This is a genomic window from Succinivibrio faecicola, from assembly GCF_019448115.1.
GTDB lineage: Bacteria > Pseudomonadota > Gammaproteobacteria > Enterobacterales > Succinivibrionaceae > Succinivibrio > Succinivibrio faecicola.
This window is the reverse complement of record NZ_JAGFNY010000035.1, coordinates 1-19759: the sequence shown is the minus strand read 5'-3', so window position 1 is coordinate 19759 and position 19759 is coordinate 1. Positions and strand designations below refer to the sequence as shown.

23 protein-coding genes are annotated in these 19759 nt (G+C 34.2%); 15 read left to right on the top strand and 8 right to left on the bottom strand.

Annotation, left to right across the window (positions count from 1 at the left end; all coding sequences use genetic code 11):
* Nucleotides 1–513 precede the first annotated feature (513 nt).
* From J5V48_RS08425 to J5V48_RS08400, 6 genes are all read left to right on the top strand, one after another.
* Nucleotides 514–1563, top strand: coding sequence for a rod shape-determining protein (locus tag J5V48_RS08425; protein ID WP_219938141.1), 1050 nt, complete (start codon nt 514–516; stop codon nt 1561–1563).
* A gap of 52 nt (nt 1564–1615) precedes the next feature.
* On the top strand, nt 1616–2575 hold the full coding sequence (gene mreC / locus J5V48_RS08420; protein ID WP_219938140.1) for a rod shape-determining protein MreC: 960 nt from the start codon (nt 1616–1618) through the stop codon (nt 2573–2575).
* Nucleotides 2575–3102 (top strand): rod shape-determining protein MreD, encoded by a 528-nt coding sequence (gene mreD / locus J5V48_RS08415; RefSeq protein ID WP_219938139.1) that lies wholly within the window; start codon nt 2575–2577, stop codon nt 3100–3102. The genes mreC and mreD overlap by 1 nt, the downstream gene beginning before the upstream one ends.
* A 1-nt stretch (nt 3103) precedes the next feature.
* On the top strand, nt 3104–3691 hold the full coding sequence (locus J5V48_RS08410) for a Maf family protein (RefSeq protein WP_219938138.1): 588 nt from the start codon (nt 3104–3106) through the stop codon (nt 3689–3691).
* Nucleotides 3691–5136 carry a metalloprotease TldD gene (tldD, locus tag J5V48_RS08405; protein ID WP_219938137.1) on the top strand — a complete coding sequence of 482 codons (1446 nt, stop codon included), beginning with the start codon at nt 3691–3693 and terminating at the stop codon, nt 5134–5136. The genes J5V48_RS08410 and tldD overlap by 1 nt, the downstream gene beginning before the upstream one ends.
* 93 nt (nt 5137–5229) lie before the next feature.
* The gene (locus J5V48_RS08400) at nt 5230–6867 is read left to right on the top strand and encodes an alpha-amylase family glycosyl hydrolase (protein WP_219938136.1); all 1638 of its coding nucleotides are present in this window, start codon (nt 5230–5232) and stop codon (nt 6865–6867) included.
* A 137-nt stretch (nt 6868–7004) separates the two neighbouring features.
* Here the strand turns inward: J5V48_RS08400 and yjgA are convergent, their stop codons facing one another.
* The 6 genes from yjgA to J5V48_RS08370 are packed head-to-tail and all read right to left on the bottom strand — an operon-like array spanning nt 7005 to nt 10538.
* Nucleotides 7005–7565, bottom strand: coding sequence for a ribosome biogenesis factor YjgA (gene yjgA / locus J5V48_RS08395; protein ID WP_219938135.1), 561 nt, complete (start codon nt 7563–7565; stop codon nt 7005–7007).
* Nucleotides 7565–7810, bottom strand: coding sequence for an STAS domain-containing protein (locus J5V48_RS08390; RefSeq protein WP_219938134.1), 246 nt, complete (start codon nt 7808–7810; stop codon nt 7565–7567). Before J5V48_RS08390 ends, yjgA begins: the two co-directional genes overlap by 1 nt.
* A 14-nt stretch (nt 7811–7824) precedes the next feature.
* Entirely contained in the window at nt 7825–8430 is a 606-nt protein-coding gene (locus J5V48_RS08385; RefSeq protein WP_219938133.1) for an MlaC/ttg2D family ABC transporter substrate-binding protein, read from the bottom strand.
* Between the two features lie 19 nt (nt 8431–8449).
* Nucleotides 8450–8959, bottom strand: a complete 510-nt coding sequence (mlaD, locus tag J5V48_RS08380; RefSeq protein ID WP_219938132.1) for an outer membrane lipid asymmetry maintenance protein MlaD — start codon at nt 8957–8959, stop codon at nt 8450–8452.
* Between the two features lie 10 nt (nt 8960–8969).
* A complete protein-coding gene (mlaE, locus tag J5V48_RS08375) occupies nt 8970–9743 on the bottom strand; it encodes a lipid asymmetry maintenance ABC transporter permease subunit MlaE (protein ID WP_219938131.1) in 774 nt (257 codons plus the stop codon).
* Nucleotides 9744–10538 carry an ATP-binding cassette domain-containing protein gene (locus tag J5V48_RS08370; RefSeq protein ID WP_219938130.1) on the bottom strand — a complete coding sequence of 265 codons (795 nt, stop codon included), beginning with the start codon at nt 10536–10538 and terminating at the stop codon, nt 9744–9746.
* Between the two features lie 186 nt (nt 10539–10724).
* On the opposite strand from J5V48_RS08370, the gene J5V48_RS08365 reads away from it, so the two are divergent.
* From J5V48_RS08365 to J5V48_RS08325, 9 genes are all read left to right on the top strand, one after another.
* Complete coding sequence (locus J5V48_RS08365) at nt 10725–11288, top strand: KdsC family phosphatase (RefSeq protein WP_219938129.1); 564 nt, start codon at nt 10725–10727, stop codon at nt 11286–11288.
* Nucleotides 11275–11844, top strand: a complete 570-nt coding sequence (gene lptC, locus J5V48_RS08360) for an LPS export ABC transporter periplasmic protein LptC (protein WP_219938128.1) — start codon at nt 11275–11277, stop codon at nt 11842–11844. The genes J5V48_RS08365 and lptC overlap by 14 nt, the downstream gene beginning before the upstream one ends.
* Entirely contained in the window at nt 11816–12346 is a 531-nt protein-coding gene (gene lptA, locus J5V48_RS08355; RefSeq protein WP_219938127.1) for a lipopolysaccharide transport periplasmic protein LptA, read from the top strand. Before lptC ends, lptA begins: the two co-directional genes overlap by 29 nt.
* A 14-nt stretch (nt 12347–12360) precedes the next feature.
* Nucleotides 12361–13086 carry an LPS export ABC transporter ATP-binding protein gene (lptB, locus tag J5V48_RS08350; protein WP_219938126.1) on the top strand — a complete coding sequence of 242 codons (726 nt, stop codon included), beginning with the start codon at nt 12361–12363 and terminating at the stop codon, nt 13084–13086.
* A 20-nt stretch (nt 13087–13106) separates the two neighbouring features.
* Entirely contained in the window at nt 13107–14675 is a 1569-nt protein-coding gene (locus J5V48_RS08345) for an RNA polymerase factor sigma-54 (protein WP_219938125.1), read from the top strand.
* A gap of 242 nt (nt 14676–14917) precedes the next feature.
* Nucleotides 14918–15202 carry a ribosome hibernation-promoting factor, HPF/YfiA family gene (hpf, locus tag J5V48_RS08340; RefSeq protein ID WP_219938124.1) on the top strand — a complete coding sequence of 95 codons (285 nt, stop codon included), beginning with the start codon at nt 14918–14920 and terminating at the stop codon, nt 15200–15202.
* 68 nt (nt 15203–15270) lie between these two features.
* Nucleotides 15271–15780, top strand: a complete 510-nt coding sequence (locus J5V48_RS08335; RefSeq protein WP_219938123.1) for a PTS sugar transporter subunit IIA — start codon at nt 15271–15273, stop codon at nt 15778–15780.
* An 8-nt stretch (nt 15781–15788) separates the two neighbouring features.
* Nucleotides 15789–16688, top strand: coding sequence for an RNase adapter RapZ (gene rapZ / locus J5V48_RS08330; protein ID WP_219938122.1), 900 nt, complete (start codon nt 15789–15791; stop codon nt 16686–16688).
* 4 nt (nt 16689–16692) lie between these two features.
* Nucleotides 16693–17361 (top strand): HEPN domain-containing protein, encoded by a 669-nt coding sequence (locus J5V48_RS08325; protein WP_219938121.1) that lies wholly within the window; start codon nt 16693–16695, stop codon nt 17359–17361.
* Between the two features lie 38 nt (nt 17362–17399).
* Here the strand turns inward: J5V48_RS08325 and rpoH are convergent, their stop codons facing one another.
* Entirely contained in the window at nt 17400–18332 is a 933-nt protein-coding gene (gene rpoH, locus J5V48_RS08320) for an RNA polymerase sigma factor RpoH (RefSeq protein ID WP_219938120.1), read from the bottom strand.
* Between the two features lie 72 nt (nt 18333–18404).
* Nucleotides 18405–19550 carry a signal recognition particle-docking protein FtsY gene (gene ftsY, locus J5V48_RS08315; protein ID WP_219938119.1) on the bottom strand — a complete coding sequence of 382 codons (1146 nt, stop codon included), beginning with the start codon at nt 19548–19550 and terminating at the stop codon, nt 18405–18407.
* Nucleotides 19551–19759 lie beyond the last annotated feature (209 nt).

The following is a 19759-nucleotide window of genomic DNA, read 5'->3' as shown; positions in this document are numbered from 1 at the left end:
TACAGTACTACAAAGACATTCTCAAGCAAATTATAGTTTGCGTGATCCGTGGTTCACAATTAACAAATTCAAGTATGCTGAAGTGATCCTTGTGTCTCAAAATTGATATTATCCTATTGATTTATAAAATAATCTTATTCAATAATTGCAAATGTAAAAAGTGATCGAAAATCAACAAGTTACACTAGCCCGAAAAATATCCCTAAAATTTACTGCTCAATGTCAGATATGTGATAGTGATTTGCTTTTTTTACTCAAACACCCATTCTTAAAGCAAAACAGGCCTATTGCTGTGATATACTTTTCACTAGCGCATGTAGTTGATCTCTATTTAAAAAATTTAATATAAAGAAATTTTTATATATTTAAAATTTTTTTAAACTGTCTTTATATGCTTTTTTATATATGTCAGCTAAGCTAAAAAAGATAAATATAACTGTATTCTGTTATATGCAGAAAATACAGAAAGAAACGATTCGAATTTTTTCCTATTTGCAATTGGAACATTAGTAAATGTTTAAAAAATTACGCAGTATGTTCTCAAATGATCTCTCCATTGATTTGGGAACAGCAAACACATTAGTTTATGTAAAGAACAAAGGCATTGTATTAAATGAACCATCAGTAGTAGCTGTAAGATTAGACAGAAACGGTGGTGCACAGCGTAAAGTTGATGCTGTTGGTAAAGCAGCAAAGACAATGCTTGGTAGAAGTCCTGATAATCTGGAAGTTATCCGCCCAATGAAAGACGGCGTTATTGCTGATTTCCAGTATACTGAAAAAATGCTTCAGTACTTTATTTCAAAAGTTCTTCAGAATGGTCGCTTTGTTCCATTCAAGCCAAGCCCTCGTGTTCTTGTATGTGTTCCATGTGGTGCAACTCAGGTTGAAAGAAGAGCTATCAGAGAGTCTGTAGAAGGTGCTGGTGCAAGTGAGGTTTTCTTGATCACTGAGCCTATGGCTGCAGCTATCGGTGCAGGTTTACCAGTTTCTGAAGCTAAAGGTTCTATGATTGTTGATATCGGTGGTGGTACTACTGAGGTTGCAATCATCTCCCTAAACGGTATTGTATATTCAAGTTCAGTAAGAATCGGTGGTAACCGTTTTGATCAGGCAATTATCGACTATGTTCGCAACACAAAGCGCTATGAAATCGGTGAGTCTACTGCTGAGCAGGTAAAGATTGAAATCGGTTCTGCATATGCTGAACAGGAAATGCATGAAAAGGAAGTAAGAGGCAGATCTGTTGTTGAAGGTGTACCTCGTTCATTTACCTTAAACTCAAACGAAATTCTTGAGGCGTTATCAGATCCTATTAAGGGTATCGTTGCAGCTGTTCGTACTGCACTCGAGAAATCACCACCAGAGCTTGCTGCAGATATTGCTGAGCATGGAATGATGTTATCAGGTGGTGGTGCACTTCTGCACAATCTTGATAAACTCTTAAGAGAAGAAACAGGTATTCCTGTAACAATTGCAGAGGATCCTCTCACCTGCGTTGCTCGCGGTGGTGGTAGAGCTCTTGAGATGTATGATACTCAAGATAACGAAATCTTTGATTAAAAACTCAATGGATCTCCTTTAAGGAGATCCTTTTACTTTTCTAGGTAATGATTTGAAAAACTCAGATCAGTCTCATTCATATGTACATTTCAGATTCGGAATAGTGATTATTCTGTCTCTGGCTGTTATGGCTTTGGATGTAAGATCCAAGCTGTTAAATGACATAAGATTCTATCTTGAATCTGCTTTATATCCTGTTTTAGTATTTGCTGATTCTCCTCATGCTGTAGGTCGTGTTGTATCTTCACAGCTAAAAACTCATTCAGAACTTATTAAAGAGAATGAACAGCTTTCTACAGAGAATTTCATGCAGAGAGCAGATTCACTAAAACTTAAAGACTTAGAAGCTGAAAACAAAGCTCTAAGACAGTTATTAAATTCGCCTATAAGAACAAAGAACAAAAGACTTTTTGCTGAAGTTATTGACGTAGATCCTGATCCATATCTTCATCGTGTTACCGTTAACAGAGGTGCTTCAGATGGAGTTCATGAGGGCATGCCTGTAATTACAGATAAAGGACTTGTAGGTCAGGTAATTAACGTTAATTATGCTTTTTCAAGAGTTCTATTATTAACAGATCCTAACTGCTCTATCCCTGTTGTTGACGAAAGATCCAACGTAAGAGCTATATCAAGCGGTTCTGGTTCTCATGACGATATTATTATCAATAACGTTCCACGTTCTGCTGATATTAAAAAAGGCGATCTTCTGTTAACTTCTGGTATTGGTGGTGTATACCCAAGAGGATATCCTGTAGCAATAGTATCAAAAGTAGGATTCTCAGATTCTCAGCCTTTTGCTGAAGTAAAAGCAAAACCTCTGGTTGATACTGATAAGATGAGATTTGTTCTTATGTACTGGACCTCTCTTGAAAATAGCGAAGATATTAAGAGCCTTGCAAAAGAACAAACTGACAGCAAAGTAATCCTTCATCAGAGGAAGATAAAAGATCTAATAAAAACATTATCTGTAAAGGATCGAGTTGTAGATAATTCAGAAGGACAACAGTAATGATTAATTCTAAAGAAAACAGAAAGTCTCCAGCTGTTGTTCTGGTTCCAATGCTTCTGTTATCACTTTTTATTCAGTTAGTAAGACTTCCTGCAGTAGTCTCAGAAAATCGACCTGATTTGCTGATCCTTGTAATTTTGTTTTTCTCAATGAATTCAAAATTCACTTATAAGCTTGAAGTTTCTTGGCTAGTTGGAATTATTCTTGATCTAGCATCAGGAGCACCACTTGGAATCAATGCCTTTGTAATATGCTCACAGATATATATCATTAGCACTCAGTTCAAGAATTTTGCAAAATATGCTATTTACCAGCAAAGTATCATTATCGGTCTTGTGAACCTGATTGTTACTGTTCTTGGATACTGGATTGAGCATATTATCGGACAGAGTTACTATGAGATAAATTTCGTAATACCTTCAATAGTTACTGCTCTTTTCTGGCCGATTATATTCCTAACATGTACATTATTATGTGCAACATTCTCTGTATCTTCTGATAAAGAGAACGAAAACAAAATAAACTAATATGACAAGAATAATATTAGCCTCATCTTCTCCTCGAAGAAAAGAATTCATGAATTATCTGGGGTTGCAATATGAATGCATAAAACCAGATGTTGATGAAACAGTAAAGGAAGGGGAACTTCCAGAACACCTGGTATTAAGACTATCAAAAGATAAAGCTTTTGCTGTCAGCGCTGACAATACAGATGCTGTTGTAATTGCAGCAGATACTGTTGTGGCCATAGATAATCAGATATTAGGAAAACCAAATAACAGAGAAGATGCCTTCAATATGCTGAAAAAACTTCAGGGTAGAACTCATGAGGTTTTTACAGGAACATCAATCGTATATCAAGAACGAGTAAAATGCTTCTGTGTTAAATGTTCGGTTACATTCGATTGTATATCAGATGATGAGCTTAAAACATATGTAGCATCAGGAGAATGTGATGATAAAGCCGGTGCTTATGCTTTGCAAGGTATTGCCTCTATCTTTATCAAAGAAGTATCAGGATCGGTAACAACAGTAATTGGACTTCCTATTAACGAAGTTAGAAAAGCATTAAGAGAATTAGGTGTCTGTATAAAAATAGTTTCAGGTACAAAATAATGGTTAATTTCGATTCAGTTTGTGAAAAAATCTTTTCTGACAGCGATATAACAGAAGAAAGCTGTCTTAAATCACTAAATATTCTAAATTCTAGAGAAATCAACTTTGGTGATTTATATTTTGAACACCTAGTTTCCCAATCATTTGCACTTGAAGAAGGTATTGTAAAAGGAGGCTCTTACAGCATTTCAAAAGGCGTAGGAGTAAGAGCGATCAAAGAAGGAAAAACAGGATTTGCTTATTCTGATGTTTTAGACAATAAATCACTTATCGAAGCATGTAAAGCTGCCCACTCAATCACAAAAGGTCACAGATGTGATGGAGTTGCTATAAACAGACTAAACAGAATTGAATCAAAACAGTTATATACAGAATTAAACCCTATCGATACAATCAGCAACGAGAAAAAAGCTGCTGTTCTTGAAATTCTTGATAAAAAGGCAAGAGCACTTGATCCAAGAATTACTCAAGTTATGGCTAATCTTGCCTGTGCACATAAGAATATTATTGTTATACCTACAGATTCATCCATGAGATACGATTCAAAACCTTTTGTTCGTATTTCTGTCGTTGTTGTAATGGAATCAAATGGAAGAATCGAAAAAGGTTCTGCATCAACAGGCGGTGCCTTCTTGCTTGATGAAATACTTGGAGATGAAACTCTGACTTATCTTGCAAATGAGGCAGTTAGATCTGCAAGTGTAAACATGGAAGCTATTAATGCGCCTGCAGGAACAATGAACGTCGTTTTAGGAAACGGTTGGCCTGGAGTTCTAATACACGAAGCTGTAGGTCATGGTCTTGAGGGTGATTTCAATAGAACAGGATCTTCTGCTTTTTCAGATAAGATTGGTCAGAAAGTTGCATCAGAACACTGCACTATCATTGATGATGGAACCATAAAAAATCGTCGAGGCTCCATGAATTTTGATGATGAAGGTACTGATTCAAACTGCAATATCCTAATTGAAAAAGGTATCTTAAAGGGATATATGCAAGATAAGCAGAATGCAATGCTGATGAACATGAAATCCACAGGAAATGGAAGAAGAGAGTCATACAATACCTTACCTCTTCCAAGAATGACAAATACCTATTTACAGAACGGCAACTATGAAAAAGAAGAAATAATAAAATCTGTAAAAAAAGGTATTTATGCTGTTAATTTCAAAGGTGGTCAGGTAGATATAACCTCAGGAGAATTTGTATTCTCAACTTCTGAAGCTTACCTTATTGAAAACGGTAGGATTACAACCCCTATTAAAGGAGCAACTTTAATTGGAAACGGACCTAATACCATGCAAAAAGTATCTATGGTAGGTAATGATCTAGAATTTGATAAAGGTATTGGCTCCTGTGGAAAAGCAGGTCAATCTGTACCAGTTGGTATAGGTCAGCCAACAGTTAAAGTCGATGAGCTTATCGTTGGTGGAACCAGCAATTAAATTTGATCAAATCAAAATTATTGATTTTCAATCATTGATAAAGATGTTCTCAAATATTATATTCGCTTAAACCTTTATTTGGGAACAATTTAAATGAAACGACTATCAACTATTTATCTTTCTCTAGCTTTACTTTGCACATCTTGCACCAATAGCTCTTCAAATAATTTTGACACAGTTAATCTGACTAGTCAGGAGCCTATTTTTGATTATCTTGCAGCATACAAAGAGCAAATTGGAACTGTAAAGAAACATACCGATCTTAGAATCTATCAGATAATGGTCGAATCATTCCAAGATGGCGATCCAAACAGAAATTATGATGTAGGATATGGTCCATCTTCTCATAAAGGTGATTTAAGGGGAGTATTAAATTCTCTTGATTATATTAAATCACTAAACATGAACGCTATATGGCTTACCCCTATCTTTGAAAGTGCACCTTCAGATAAAGACAAGTCAAAACTAGATGCTACTGGATACTATACAAGAAACTACTACAAGATAGACAGAAATTTCGGTGATGAAAACACATTAAAAGAACTTGTAGATAAAGCGCATGAAAAAGGAATCTACGTAATCTTAGATGGAGTATTCGGTCATTTTAGAGATGATCTTGTAAATACATCACCAAAAGGAAACAAGATTTCTACCACAGACAAATGTATTGGATCAAATAATTCATTTTACCCTCCTGTAGCACACACTTTGTGCACTGACTTTAATGATGGAGGAAAATCATTAGAATACTTCAAAGAACTTGTTGAATACTATATTGAAACATATAAGATTGATGGTTTCAGATTGGATCAGGCTTATCAGATTCCCGTAGAAAATCTATCTATTCTTAGAAAAACAATTGAAGATGTTTCAAAAAAAGTTGAATACACAAACTATGAGGGTAAAAGTGTTCACCCTCTTGGATATGTAGTCGGAGAAATTTGGTCAGATAATCCTACAATAGTTTCAACTGGCTATGGTGATAATGAAAATATTGGTCTTTATTCTAATTTTGATTTTGCACTACGTTATGGCCTTGTACAGACACTTGCAACTGAAGAATGGGGCAAACAGGTACATGTTGCCAGAAATATTAGAGATCTGATGAAATATGATGAGATAAATTTCCCATCTCATGCAATGCCGAATTTCATGATAACCAATCATGATCTTGTTAGATTTGGAGATCTTATTCAAAGAGCAGGTTTACAAGATAGTTACTGGCAGAGAATACATCTTGCACTGTCATTCTTAGCACTTGTACCATCTGGTCCTATCACAAACTATTACGGAGAAGAAATCGGTCAGGAAGTACCAGATTTCGATAAAAAAATATCTGTAATGGATTTTTATGACGATCATGTATCAAGAGATAACGGAAAAATTTCTGGTTTTACACAGCAAGAAGAAAAAACAAAAGATCTATTCTCTTATCTTATGAAGATAAGGTCTGAACATGATTCAATATCTAATGGAAAATTGCTTCTACTAAAAGCAAATTCAGATATATTCGCTGTAAAAAAGACTCATTCTAATGATAGTGATTTCATATATGTAATGAATATTTCAAATGAAAACAAACTTATCAGTATTTCAAAAGATATTGCCGATAAGAAAAAATATGAAAGACTAATTACAAAAAAAGAAAAAATTCTTCAAGCAAGCGAAGACGGGTATATACAGTTTATCCTAGAACCATTAAGTTTTGATGTTATAAGAAACACCGACTAAGGATAACACCTTAATGTCAAAGGATTTTATTAAAAATTGGTACTTGAAAATCTGACCACTTCCAAATGAGATAGAAACTTCTGTAATAGATTTTACTGATTTGGCAGCTGGTCAGATTGATAATTGAGGTTATAAAGTTACTTTATTAACTCGTTTGGTACATCAATTCCTGCTTTTGTAAACTCACTCTTTAAGTATTTAAACAAAGCTCTGGAATTTGGCTTACTTGCTTCAAGATCACCTTCTGCTTCAACTTTTGCCTTCTTAACTAAAGTACGAAGTTTATTTCTGTCAATTTCCTTAATCAAAGAACATACAGCATTTAGAACAGAAACGTCACCAACTATTAGGTTTTCTCTTAATTTTTCAAAGCGCATTGTTCTAGGATCTTCCTTAGAAGATGCTCCTAGCATGTTAACCTGTTCTTCAAGTGAAGCAAAATCTTCACATGATCGCTGAATTTTAGCTACATACTGAAGCTGACGTCTTCTTTCATCACTTCTTGGTTTTAAAGATCTAGCAATGATTAAGGCCTCTTTAACCTGTGGATCTAAAACAAGTTTTTTAAAACTCTGTTCTCCAAGATCAGCAATCTTTTCAACAAGTTTTCTTAAGGCCTGAGCCTCTCGTTTATGCGCAGAACGGCTTTGCTCGTCAGGTGCCTGATCAAAGCCTTCAAAATGTTCTTGTACAGCCATTAGTTTACAATCTCAAAAAGGTCATTCAGTCTATAGGTTTTTATCAGATTAATAACATCTGACGGTGTGTTCAAAAGTTTAAGTTTTCTGTCTTCTCTGCTTTTTGCCCATTTTACTAGAAAGGCCATCCCTGCAGCATCAATTACTTTTAGGGATTTTAAATCAACACATTCATCTTTGAAGTACTGATCTTTTTTCTCATAAATATCAGGTACTACATCAAAACTCAACTTTTCGAATTGCATATGATTCCCCGGGATTATTTGGTTTCGTTACTATTAAGGATCTCAATAGCCTTTTCAATTCCCTGATTCTTAATAATAGGAGAAATCTCTGATACCTTTGATTCTAACATAGAGATATTCTCTGCTACCATATCATAGGCTTTCCATACATTTGTCTTTTTGTTCTTACGAAGCTTTAAAACAAGCTCTAAATCCTTCTTTCCATCCTCATGAATATTCATCTTTACGGAAACTAATGTTTCATCTTCAGGAACAGCTTTAACAGCTGATGGAATTATCTCCTGGCTTGTATATTTTGTCAGAACTTTAACAAAAGAATTCTTCATATTTTCAGCAAAAGCCTTTGTAAAGTTTTCTCTCTGCTCAGCTGTAGTATTCTTCAAAGAAGTTCCTATTACCTTATATGCTGCATACTTTACGTCAATATGTGGCATAAGATTTTCGTTAATGATTTTTTCTGCTACCACTCTGTCTGATAAAGAATCCTTGTTTGCCTTAATCTGAACAATTGTATTGTGAGCTACTGTGTTTGCAAGCTCATATGGGTTTTCCTGTGCATTTGCACAGTTAAAAGATAATAGAGCTCCTATTGCAACGAATAACTTTATTAAAGATTTCATAATTTGTTTTTCCTTTTAATTAGTTAGTTTCTGCTTCTTTTTCAGCTTCTTTTTTCTTGTCCTGCTCTGAATTAAACACAAATTTTGAAATTAGCTCTTCTAGAACCAGAGCGGAACCGGTGTCCTTAATATAGTCGCCATCTTTTAGATAGGTAGTTCCCATTTCCTCGTCATAAAAACCAGGGGTAATTGAAATATACTGTTCTCCAATAATACCTGCTGTCTGAATTGATGCCTTTGATTCAGATGAAATTGTTGAATATCTGTTTTCTATGCCTATTTCAACAACAGGAGATAGAGTTTCCTTATCAAGAGTAATGGCTGTTACTCTACCAATAAGTACACCACCAATCCTAACAGGAGCTCTTACACGTAAAGACCCGATATTCTCAAATTTTGCATATACTCTATAATTTTTAGTGTCGGTGTCTAAAACTAAACCAGCTACCTTTAAAGCTAGAACTGTTGCAGCAATAATACCTAGCAACATAAATAATCCGACAAGAACTTCTGCTTTTGCGTATTTCATTTTCTACTTCCTAAAACATTAAAGCTGTAAGGACAAAGTCCATTCCCAGAATTCCTAATGATGATTGAACCACTGTTGCTGTTGTTGCTCTGCTGATACCCTCTGAGGTAGGTTTACAATCATAACCGTTAAACAATGCTATCCAAGTGCAGACAAAACCAAAAGATACTGACTTTATTAACATCGGTACAAGATCTGCGCCCAATTCAACACTAGACTGCATTGAACTAAAATAGATTCCTTCATCAAGTCCTAACCAATCTACCCCTACAAGCTTGCCTCCATATATACCTACAAGACAGAACAGAATAGACAGAATTGGAAGAGAAATCATTCCAGCCCAAAATCTAGGAGCCACAATTCTATGTAGTGGATCAACAGCCATCATCTCCATAGCATTAAGCTGTTCAGATGCTTTTAACTGACCGATTTCTGCAGTTAATGCTGAACCAGCTCTACCTGCAAATAATAGTGCTGTAACAACAGGACCTAATTCTCTGATTATTGATAAAGAAACAAGACTTCCTAGTGATCCTGTAGCCATAAAATCTTTAAGAATATTAAATCCTTGCAGGCCTAAAACCATTCCTATAAACAGACCAGATACAATAATAATAATTATGGACTGTACACCCACAAAATAAATCTGCATTACCAATAAAGGAAATGTCTTTTTTACACTTGGGAAAACAAACACAGTATGAAAAAACATAAGTGTTGATCTTCCAAGTGAAGATAATTTCTTTAAGAAATATCTTCCGAAAGAACCTACAAAGTCTATCAATTAAAGCTCCTCAATATAATTATCTTCACCCTTGAGTTTATAAGCATATGGTCCATCAAAATCACCGCGAATAAACTGATTTACACGAGGATCTGTACTATTCAGTATTTCCTCTGGGGTTCCCTGACCTAGTACACTGCCTTCTGCAAGAATATACACATAATGAGCTATTTCTAGTATTTCTTTTACATCGTGTGTAACCACAATCGAAGTCTTACCCAGAGATTTGTTTATATCAGAAATTAACTTTACTAATACCCCCTTGGTAATAGGATCCTGGCCAACAAATGGTTCATCATACATAACAAGATCAGGATCAAGAGCAATAGATCTTGCCAGTGCTGCTCTTCTAGCCATACCACCTGACAGCTCAGATGGGTATAAATTCGCAGCATGTCTCATACCAACAGCTTCAAGATTCATTAAGACAACATCTGCTAATAGATCCTCTGAAAGATTTGTATGTTCCCTTAATGGAAAGGCAACATTTTCAAAAACTGTCATATCAGCAAAAAGAGCTCCACTTTGGAAAAGCATACTCATTCTTTCTCTTAATTTATATAACTGCTTTCTTCTAAGAGAATGCACATTTATACCGTCAAATAAGATTTCTCCCTTATCAGGCACAAGCTGAGCACCTATAAGTCGGAGAATGGTTGTTTTTCCCGTACCTGAAGGACCAAGAATTGCAGTAATCTTTCCTTTAGGAATAGACAAGCTTAAATTCTTGTATATCTGTTTGTTCAAATAAGAAAAAGATACATCTTTTACTTCAATTAAACTTTCAAAATTCATTTTAACTATCCAAATACAGTTATCATTACCATATTATAACTAGAACGCCTTTTTTTAAATATAGGAAAAATCTTGTATTTGTTGCTATTCATATTTTTTTTGCAATCAGTTCAATAATAAACTAACTTTTCTTAGTAAATGGCACATTACTTGCTATAATGGATGATAACTACTCAATGGGGTCATATGGAAAAGATTAATACTTGCTACGGCAAAATAGATCCGAACATGCTATCACGATTATCTATAGTAAAACTACTGGTATTTGATGTTGATGGAACAATAACTGATGGCGGTATTTATTACGATAACGAATCTATTGAATTAAAAAAATTCAATGTTAAAGATGGTTTCGGTATTGTAGCTCTGTTCATGGAAGGAATTCACACTGCTGTAATCACAGGCAGGCAGGCTCCTTTAGTTCAAAGAAGAATGAAAGATTTGAAAGTTGAATATGTAATGCAAGGACAGAGTGATAAAAAAGAGGCTCTTACAGAACTATGCAAATCATTAAACATTGGTTTTGATGAGGTCGTTGCTATTGGCGATGACCTGAATGATATGCCTATGTTCAGAGTAGCTGGCGTCGTTGTATGTCCAAATGATGCTCATCCTTTCATAAAATCTAAATCAGATTATATTACTACTCTAAAAGGTGGATGTGGTGCAGTTCGTGAACTTTGCGATCTTATTTTAATGTCTAAAGGTATCATGAATTTTGATGGTGGATATGCAGATGAACGTTACTAAAAGATCGATTCTTATCGCTTTTGTTCTAAGTGTTGTCTGTGGGTTACTATATCTGTACACAAATACATTCTTTAAAACAAAGATTGTAATTCCAGAAGGATTACCGACTTTTATTGCTTATGATTCAACAATAAGCACCTATGGAAAAAGCGGAAAAGTTGAAAAATCATTAACCAGTACAAAACTTACATATTTCAATGATAGAAATTTGTACTTTTTTGATAATCCTCTTATAACAAGCTATACATATACAGACAAAGGTATGGATGTGTGGCATCTGAAAGGTCAAAGAGGATCTATGTTACTAAATGAGTTTGCAACAATCAGTGAAGATGTCGTATTGACACCTGGTTTTGAGAATGCACCTGTTCAGAAGGCTACAGCTTTCAGTCTGAAATATGATTTTCATACAAACAAGATTACATCAACAGATACAGTTTCTATTTTTGGACAGGCATTCTCTACTGAAGGAAAGGACTTCAGTTTTGACCTAACCAATAATGTATTAGAATACAAGGGAAAACCAAATGCAATTTACTACCCTAAGAAGAAATAGTATTAAAGTAGCCATTTTATGCGTATCCCTATTTTCGACTAGTGTTTTTGCTCTTAAGGATGATACTTCACAGCCATTAAACATAATTTCTAATGAGCAGCTAGCTGATTTTAATAACAACAAAGCAATATTTGTTGGAGAAGTTGTTGCAACACAGGGGTCTATTGAGATACACGCACAAAGAGCTGAAATTACAAGAAATAATAATGGCGAATTAAAAGAGATTATTGCTTATGGAAAACCAACAACTTATAAGCAAACTCAGGATAATGGTAAAGTTATCAATTCGCGCTCTTCCATTATGAGATATATACCTGCGGATAATCAGATAATTCTGATTGGAAAAGCAACTATATTTCAGGAAAACTCTCATGTAAATGGAGAGAAAATTGTTTATAACACTGTTACAAAACAATTAAAAGCAACAAACGGAAATGCTCAGAACGGAAGAGTTCAGAGTACATTTGTTCCAAATGAATTAAAAAATAAAAAAGCAGATTAAGTTAGATATTAAATATGAGTGAATTAAAAGCATTACACCTGCAGAAAACCTATAAAAAACGTACTGTAGTATCTGACGTTTCTATAAGCGTAAACAGTGGAACTATTGTTGGTTTGCTTGGACCAAACGGTGCTGGTAAAACAACATCATTCTATATGATAGTTGGTATTGTAAGTTCTGATGGTGGAAATGTTTATCTTGATGATAAAGATATTACAGCTCTTCCAATGCATGCAAGAGCTAAAGCTGGTGTTGGTTATTTACCTCAGGAAAACTCTATTTTCAGAAAACTAACTGTTTACGAAAATCTGATGGGAGTGGTTGAACTATTACCAAATCTTACAAAAGCTGAAAAGAAAGAAAATGTTGATATGTTGCTCGAGGAATTCAACATTACTAGACTTCGTGATAGCGTTGGTATGGCTTTATCAGGTGGTGAAAGACGACGTGTTGAAATCGCAAGAGCACTTGCTGCGCGACCAAAATTTATTCTTCTCGATGAACCTTTTGCTGGTGTTGATCCTATTTCTGTTGGTGACATCAAACAGATTATTATGCATCTGAAAGAAAGAGGTCTTGGAATTCTCATTACTGACCATAATGTTCGCGAAACATTAGATGTTTGCGAAAAATCATATATTGTTAATGCAGGTCAGATAATTGCAAAAGGATCACCTCAAGAAGTATTGAATAATGATAAAGTTAAGGATGTATATCTAGGAAAGGATTTCTCTATGTAATTTAGTTATGGGTAAATTATATGGTTGGTCTTAATTTAAACTTAAAAACACGTGCCACTCAGACTCAAAGTCAGATGCTTACGCCTCAGATGCAGCAGGCGATTAAGCTTTTACAACTATCATCCATAGAATTACAGCAACAAATCCGCCAAACAGTTGATCTCAATCCGATGCTTGAAATAGATGATGATTATCATTCATCTATGGAAGAATCATATGAAGATATGATTGCAAAAGAAAATTCAGAAAATGGAGAATATGATCCTTTCGATAATGATGCATCAATTAAAAGTCAGGAAATAGATGGTCTTGATAGTTCTGGCACCATTGATGAAAATGGAACTATTCAATCAGAAAACAAAGATAGTACAGTTCAAGATCCTATCTTAAATAGTCCTCAGGAATTAAGTAGAATTGATGATAACTACTCTGCTGCACCTCGTGGTTCAAAAGGACTTGCCATTGATAATGACAGTGTCTATGAAGGAGAAACAACAGAAACTCTTCAAGATCATCTTATGATGCAGCTTGAGTTATCACCTTTAGACGGAAATGACAAACTGATTGCTCATTCAATTATTGATGCTATTGACGATTCAGGTTATTTATCGGAATCTGTTGAAAGTATCTATGAGTCACTAAAAGACACTATAATCAATATTGAACTAGAAGATGTAACAACTGTTTTAAAAATCGTTCAGCATTATGATCCTATAGGTGTTGGCTCTAGAAATGTTCAAGAATGTCTTTTAATTCAGTTAAATGAATTACCATCAGATACCCCTTACAAAGATACAGCAAGCAAACTTATTAAGCTGTATATAAACCTTCTTGCAAACAAAGATTACAGAGGAATCTGTCAAAAGTTATCACTCAAGGAAGAAGCACTAAAAAAGGTTTTGGCTCTTATTTGTTCTCTGAATCCAAGACCTGGCAATTTTTCTCCTTCAAAAAAAACCGATTTCATTATTCCTGATGTTATTGTCGTAAAAAGAAGCGACGGAAGCTATACAGCTGAATTAAACCCAAGTGCAAATACAAAGGTTCGCATAAACGAAGATTACAGAAATTATGCAAACCATGCTACAACAAAGGAAGAAAAACAATTCTTTAAGGATTACATGCAGGAAGCAAACTGGTTTATTCAAAGTATCGAAAAAAGAAATGAAACCTTACTGAAGGTTTCAAGATGCATTGTTGAACATCAAAAAGAATTTATGGAAAAAGGTGCATGTGCTATGCAGCCTATGGTACTCAATGATGTTGCGACAGAAATCAGCATGCATGAATCTACTATTTCTCGTATTACTACTCAAAAATTTATTTATACACCTCAAGGAACTTATGAGCTTAAATACTTCTTCTCCTCATCCGTAGGATCAGAAGACGGATCTGAAGCATCTTCAACAGCAATAAAAGCTAAGATAAAAGAATTAGTTTCAGGTGAAGATCCTAAAAAACCTCTATCAGATAATAAAATTTCTGATTTGCTAAATGAATATGGTATGAATGTAGCTAGAAGAACAGTAGCAAAATACAGAGAAGCTATAGGTATTCCTGCATCATCTATGAGAAAAAAGCTAATATAAGCCATATATCAGAATAAATTGATGCTTGTATCTATAAATTTTTGATAATGCAAGATTTTTTTTTACTTCTTTATTAAAAGGTTGAACACAATCTCGCTTTAGGTCATATAAAGTAAATATTTCAAAAAATGTTACTTCAATACTTTTATTTTTTGATTTTATTACTATTATTAAAGTGTAGGTTACATAAAAAATAACAACAATCAATCACCTGGCACTAAGATCAGGTTAAGGAAGTAAATATGGATATTAAAATTCACGGTGTTGGTACAACAGTAACTCAGTCATTAAAAGATTATGTTAATGACAAGTTCAAGCGTCTAGAGCGTAAAGGTGATATTATTACCTCAATCTCTATTACACTGACAGTAGAAAAGCTCGACCATATTGCGAAAGCTGATTTAGCTGTTGCTGGCGGAAATTTACACGCTGAACACACTGCCGAGAGTATGTATCCAGCTATTGACGGATTAATCGATAAGGTTGATGCTCAGTTAGTAAAATATAAGGACAAACTTAAGTCTTAATTATATTTTCTGCTTCGAGTTATTTGGCCCTGTATTAGCAGGGCCTTTTAGTTTGTAAAGGTGATAAATTGATAATACTTCCTGAAACCAAAATACTTGCACCTTTATTCTGTTTCAGCAAGAAAAGACTTTTTGAAGAAATTGCTCAGTGTGCAGCTTCTATAATTGATACAGACTCTGACGATATAGTTGAAGCACTGAATAAAAGAGAAACTCTAGGATCAACAGTCTTTTATCCAGGCATATCTATTCCTCACACTGTATTCGAAGGAAAAACACCATCCTTTGCAATCCTATGTATTCTCAATAAACCTATCACCTTTAATTCTATTGATGCAGATGAGCAGCTTATAGACATTGCCTTTAGTATGTTTTTTAATAAAAAAGACAATGTTGAAAAATCAGAAACTCTTTTACAGAATATAACAAAAGTTCTATCAAATAATGATCTGCTCAACTCTTTAAGACTAGCTAAAAATGAAATAAAAAAGATAGAAATAATATTAAATCAGATAGACATATTGCTAGATAGCAGTCAACACATAATAGTCGACACAATAATGATCAATGAAAACTAGGTAATGATATGGAACACAAAGTAGAACTAGTTGTAATTTCTGGTAGATCTGGCTCAGGTAAAACTGTTGCTTTACATGCCTTAGAAGATTTAGGTTTCTACTGTATTGATAATCTTCCAATTGCTTTCTTAAAAGATCTGATTGAAATGGCTAAGAAGACATACCCTAAAATTGCCGTTTCTATTGATATAAGAAACATTCCTTTAACAGAAGACTATTCTGAGCTTAACGATATTTATAATAAGACCATTCATGATCCCCTTGTAAATAGTACTGTTATCTTTATTGATGCAGATGATCAAGTTCTTATAAAAAGATATTCTGAGACTAGAAGACTTCATCCATTATCTTTATCACTTCATAATCTATCCTTAAAAGAAGCTATTGATAAAGAGACAGAACTTCTAAAAAATATATCATCTATTGCAGACTTACGAATTGACTCAACAAATATGTCTATTCATGAGCTTTGTACTCAGGTTATTACAACTATAAAAGGTAAACCTTTTAAAGAAGTTGCTGTTATTTTTGAATCATTTGGATTCAAAGATGGTATTACCAAGGATGCTGATTTTGTTTTTGATGCAAGATTTCTTCCAAACCCTTATTGGGAACCTTCTATAAGAGAATACTGTGGACTTGATAATCAAATAAAAGAATATTTCTCCAATTATCCTGAAGTGGGTGCATATATAGACAAGATTGATGATCTTATCTATGGAATATTAAAGCCAATAGAAAGTTCTGATAGAAGTTATCTAACTGTAGCAATCGGCTGTACCGGTGGTTTTCACAGATCAGTTTATATTGCCCAAAGTCTAGCAGATAGATTTATAAAACGTGGCATCAGCGTAAAAATAAGACATAGAAGCCTTATGAAAAAGAACATAAAGGGGGCAATTAGGTAACAGTATGATATCCAAAGCAATAAACTACTATAAAGTAAATAAGAATTCTTTTGATGAACAGTTTAGAATAAGACTTCACCGCTCATTGAGCTGGTTGAAAAAGGCTCGCATTTTTTATACAGAGTCTGAAGAGAATCTTGATTTTACTTTTATCAGTTTATGGATATCTTTCAATGCTATCTACGGTAGAGATCTTTGCGGATCATTAAAAGAAGGTGACAAGGAAAGATTCAAAACTTTCATAAGAGATATCTGCTATCTAGATACAGAAAAATCACTTAATAACATCGTCTGGAACAAGTTCTCAAAGTGCATAAACATGATACTGAAAAATCATTACACATACCAGAAATATTGGGATTATGTTAACGGCGATAAATATGCAGAAAACTGGGAAGAATCTTTTAAAAATATAAATAACGTAGCTATAGGTTGCCTTGAAAAACAGGATACCGAAACACTTCTGGCACTGGTTTTTGACAGACTATATACAATAAGAAATCAGCTTGTTCATGGTGGAGCTACATGTGGAAGTGTAAAAAACAGAATTCAGATTGATGATGGTGCCGAATTCTTAATGGAGATCATTCCACAGATGCTTATCATTATGATGAAATATCCAGATAAAAGCGAAAACTGGGGTAAACCTTTTTATCCTCCGATCAAAGAATAAAAAAGTCGAGCCTGAACTAAAAAGATATTTAATTCTTTTTAATTTCTCTTTTTATTGGTAATTAGAATCTTTTCTGAAGAATGGTTATCGTGTTCTCTTTCTCTTAGAATACTTTCTTTAACCTTTTTCATTGCAGCGTTTTCAATCTGTCTTACTCTCTCTACAGAAACCTTTAATTCAGATGAAAGATCCTGTAAAGTCGCTTTTTCATCATCAAGCCATCTTCGCTTGAGAATAAATTTAGAACGATCATCAAGAGAATTAAGTGCTTTTGAAAGACACTCAAGCTCATAGCTTTGATAATCTCGGTTTTCAAACTTTTTAGCAAAGTTGGAATTTTCATCCTCAAGATAGGATGACGGAGCTAGTAAAGGTAGAGAAACAGAAGAACTATCGGATGCATCATCACTGCTTAGATCATAACCAATATCCTGACCAGAGAGTCTTTTTTCCATTTCTGCAACATCACTTTCACTAACACCTAAATCATTAGCTACAGTTTCTCTTTCAGAATCGGTAAACCAGCCAAGGTGCTTTTTATTCTGACGTAACTTAAAAAATAGTTTTCTTTGAGCTTTTGTTGTAGCAACCTTTACTACTCGCCAGTTTTTAATTACGTAGTCGTGGATCTCGGCCTTAATCCAGTGAACAGCAAAAGCTGCAAGTCTTGCACCTGCATCAGGATCAAAGTGCTTGACAGCCTTCATCAGACCAATATTTCCCTCCTGTATAAGATCTGCAACAGGAAGACCATATCCAGAATAGCCTCTTGCTATGCTTACAACCAATCTTAGGTGTGAGAGAATAAGTTTTCTTGCAGCTTCGATATCACCATAATCTCTAAGCCTGATAGCAAGAGATCTCTCGTCATCTGGTTCAAGCATAGGAACAGAACCGATAGCTTTTACATAGCTATCGATATTTCCTACTGGAGCTAACAATCCATATGTGGTGTTATCATTCTGTGTCATTTCATTCTCTTCTTTGTGAAGACTAAGTGTACTATTGTCGTTTACTTTTTCAACGATAATTTATATCAGTACTTAATCCACAAGAGCATCAACAAAACTTTCAGAATCAAATTCTCTTAAATCTTCAACCTTTTCTCCGATACCAATATATCTTACAGGAACCTTAAACTGATCAGAGAGTGCAAAAATAATTCCCCCCTTTGCAGTACCATCTAGTTTTGTTAAAGTTATTCCTGTTACATTTACTGCCTGAGAGAATATCTTCATCTGTGAAATAGCATTCTGTCCAGTTGTAGAATCTAAAACTAACATCACCTCATTTGGAACTGATTCTGAGTGTTTTTTCATTACTCTGGTAATTTTCTTAAGTTCTTCCATTAGGTTATCTTTATTCTGCAAACGTCCTGCTGTATCGCATATCAGAACGTCTGTTTTATGAGCAATTGCTGAACTTAAGGCATCGTAAATAACAGAAGCACTGTCTGAACCTGTAGGCTGAGAAACAACAGGAATATCGCATCTTTCCCCCCAGGACTTTAACTGTTCTACAGCAGCTGCTCTGAAAGTATCACCAGCAGCTAGCATTACCTTTAACCCCTGTGCTTTGAATTTACTTGCAAGTTTTCCTATAGTTGTTGTTTTACCTGCACCATTAACACCTACCATCAGTATTACATATGGCATCTGAGTATTCTTTTCTATCTTTAATGGTTCAGCACAGTCCCTGAGGATCTCATTTAAGATAATCTTTAGATTTTCCTTTAAAGCAGAAGCGTCATGAAGTTCTCTTAATTTTGATTCTTTCTTAAGTTTTTCTATAACCTTCTGTGTTGTTTCAACACCTAAATCAGCTGTTAATAAGGATGTTTCAAGATCATCATAAAGATCATCATCTATCTTTCTTCCCTTTACTAAAGCTGATAATCCATAAGATAGGTTTTCTCTTGTTTTTCTAAGTTTTTCAAAGAAAGATATCTTATTCTTCTTCTTTTTTTCTTCTGAAGAATTGTTTTTATCCTCTGAAATATCAACTTTTACTTCGTCTGATTTTTGTTCAGATTCTACTGAATTTTCTAAAGCTGATTTATTATCGTTTTCTTTATCTGCTTTGTTGTCTGCTTCGTTTACTGATTCATTTGATAAAACTACATTTTTATCTTCAGTAATTTCTTTTTTTATCTCGTTATTTTTTTTAGAAAAAATTGAAAAAAGTCCCATAAAATCCCCAACAGTTTTTTTTTACAATTATATTAAAAATCTTGTTTTATTGCACTTTCTAAAGGCTTTTGAATTCTCTCTTATTCATACATGCACAGTAAGAAAGATACTTTTAGCCTAAAAATTCTTTATCATACCTAGGACCTTAAGCCGATTTAGCATGAGGTCTGTTAGTGTTAACGATCTGCCACAATAACATAGGTAGATCT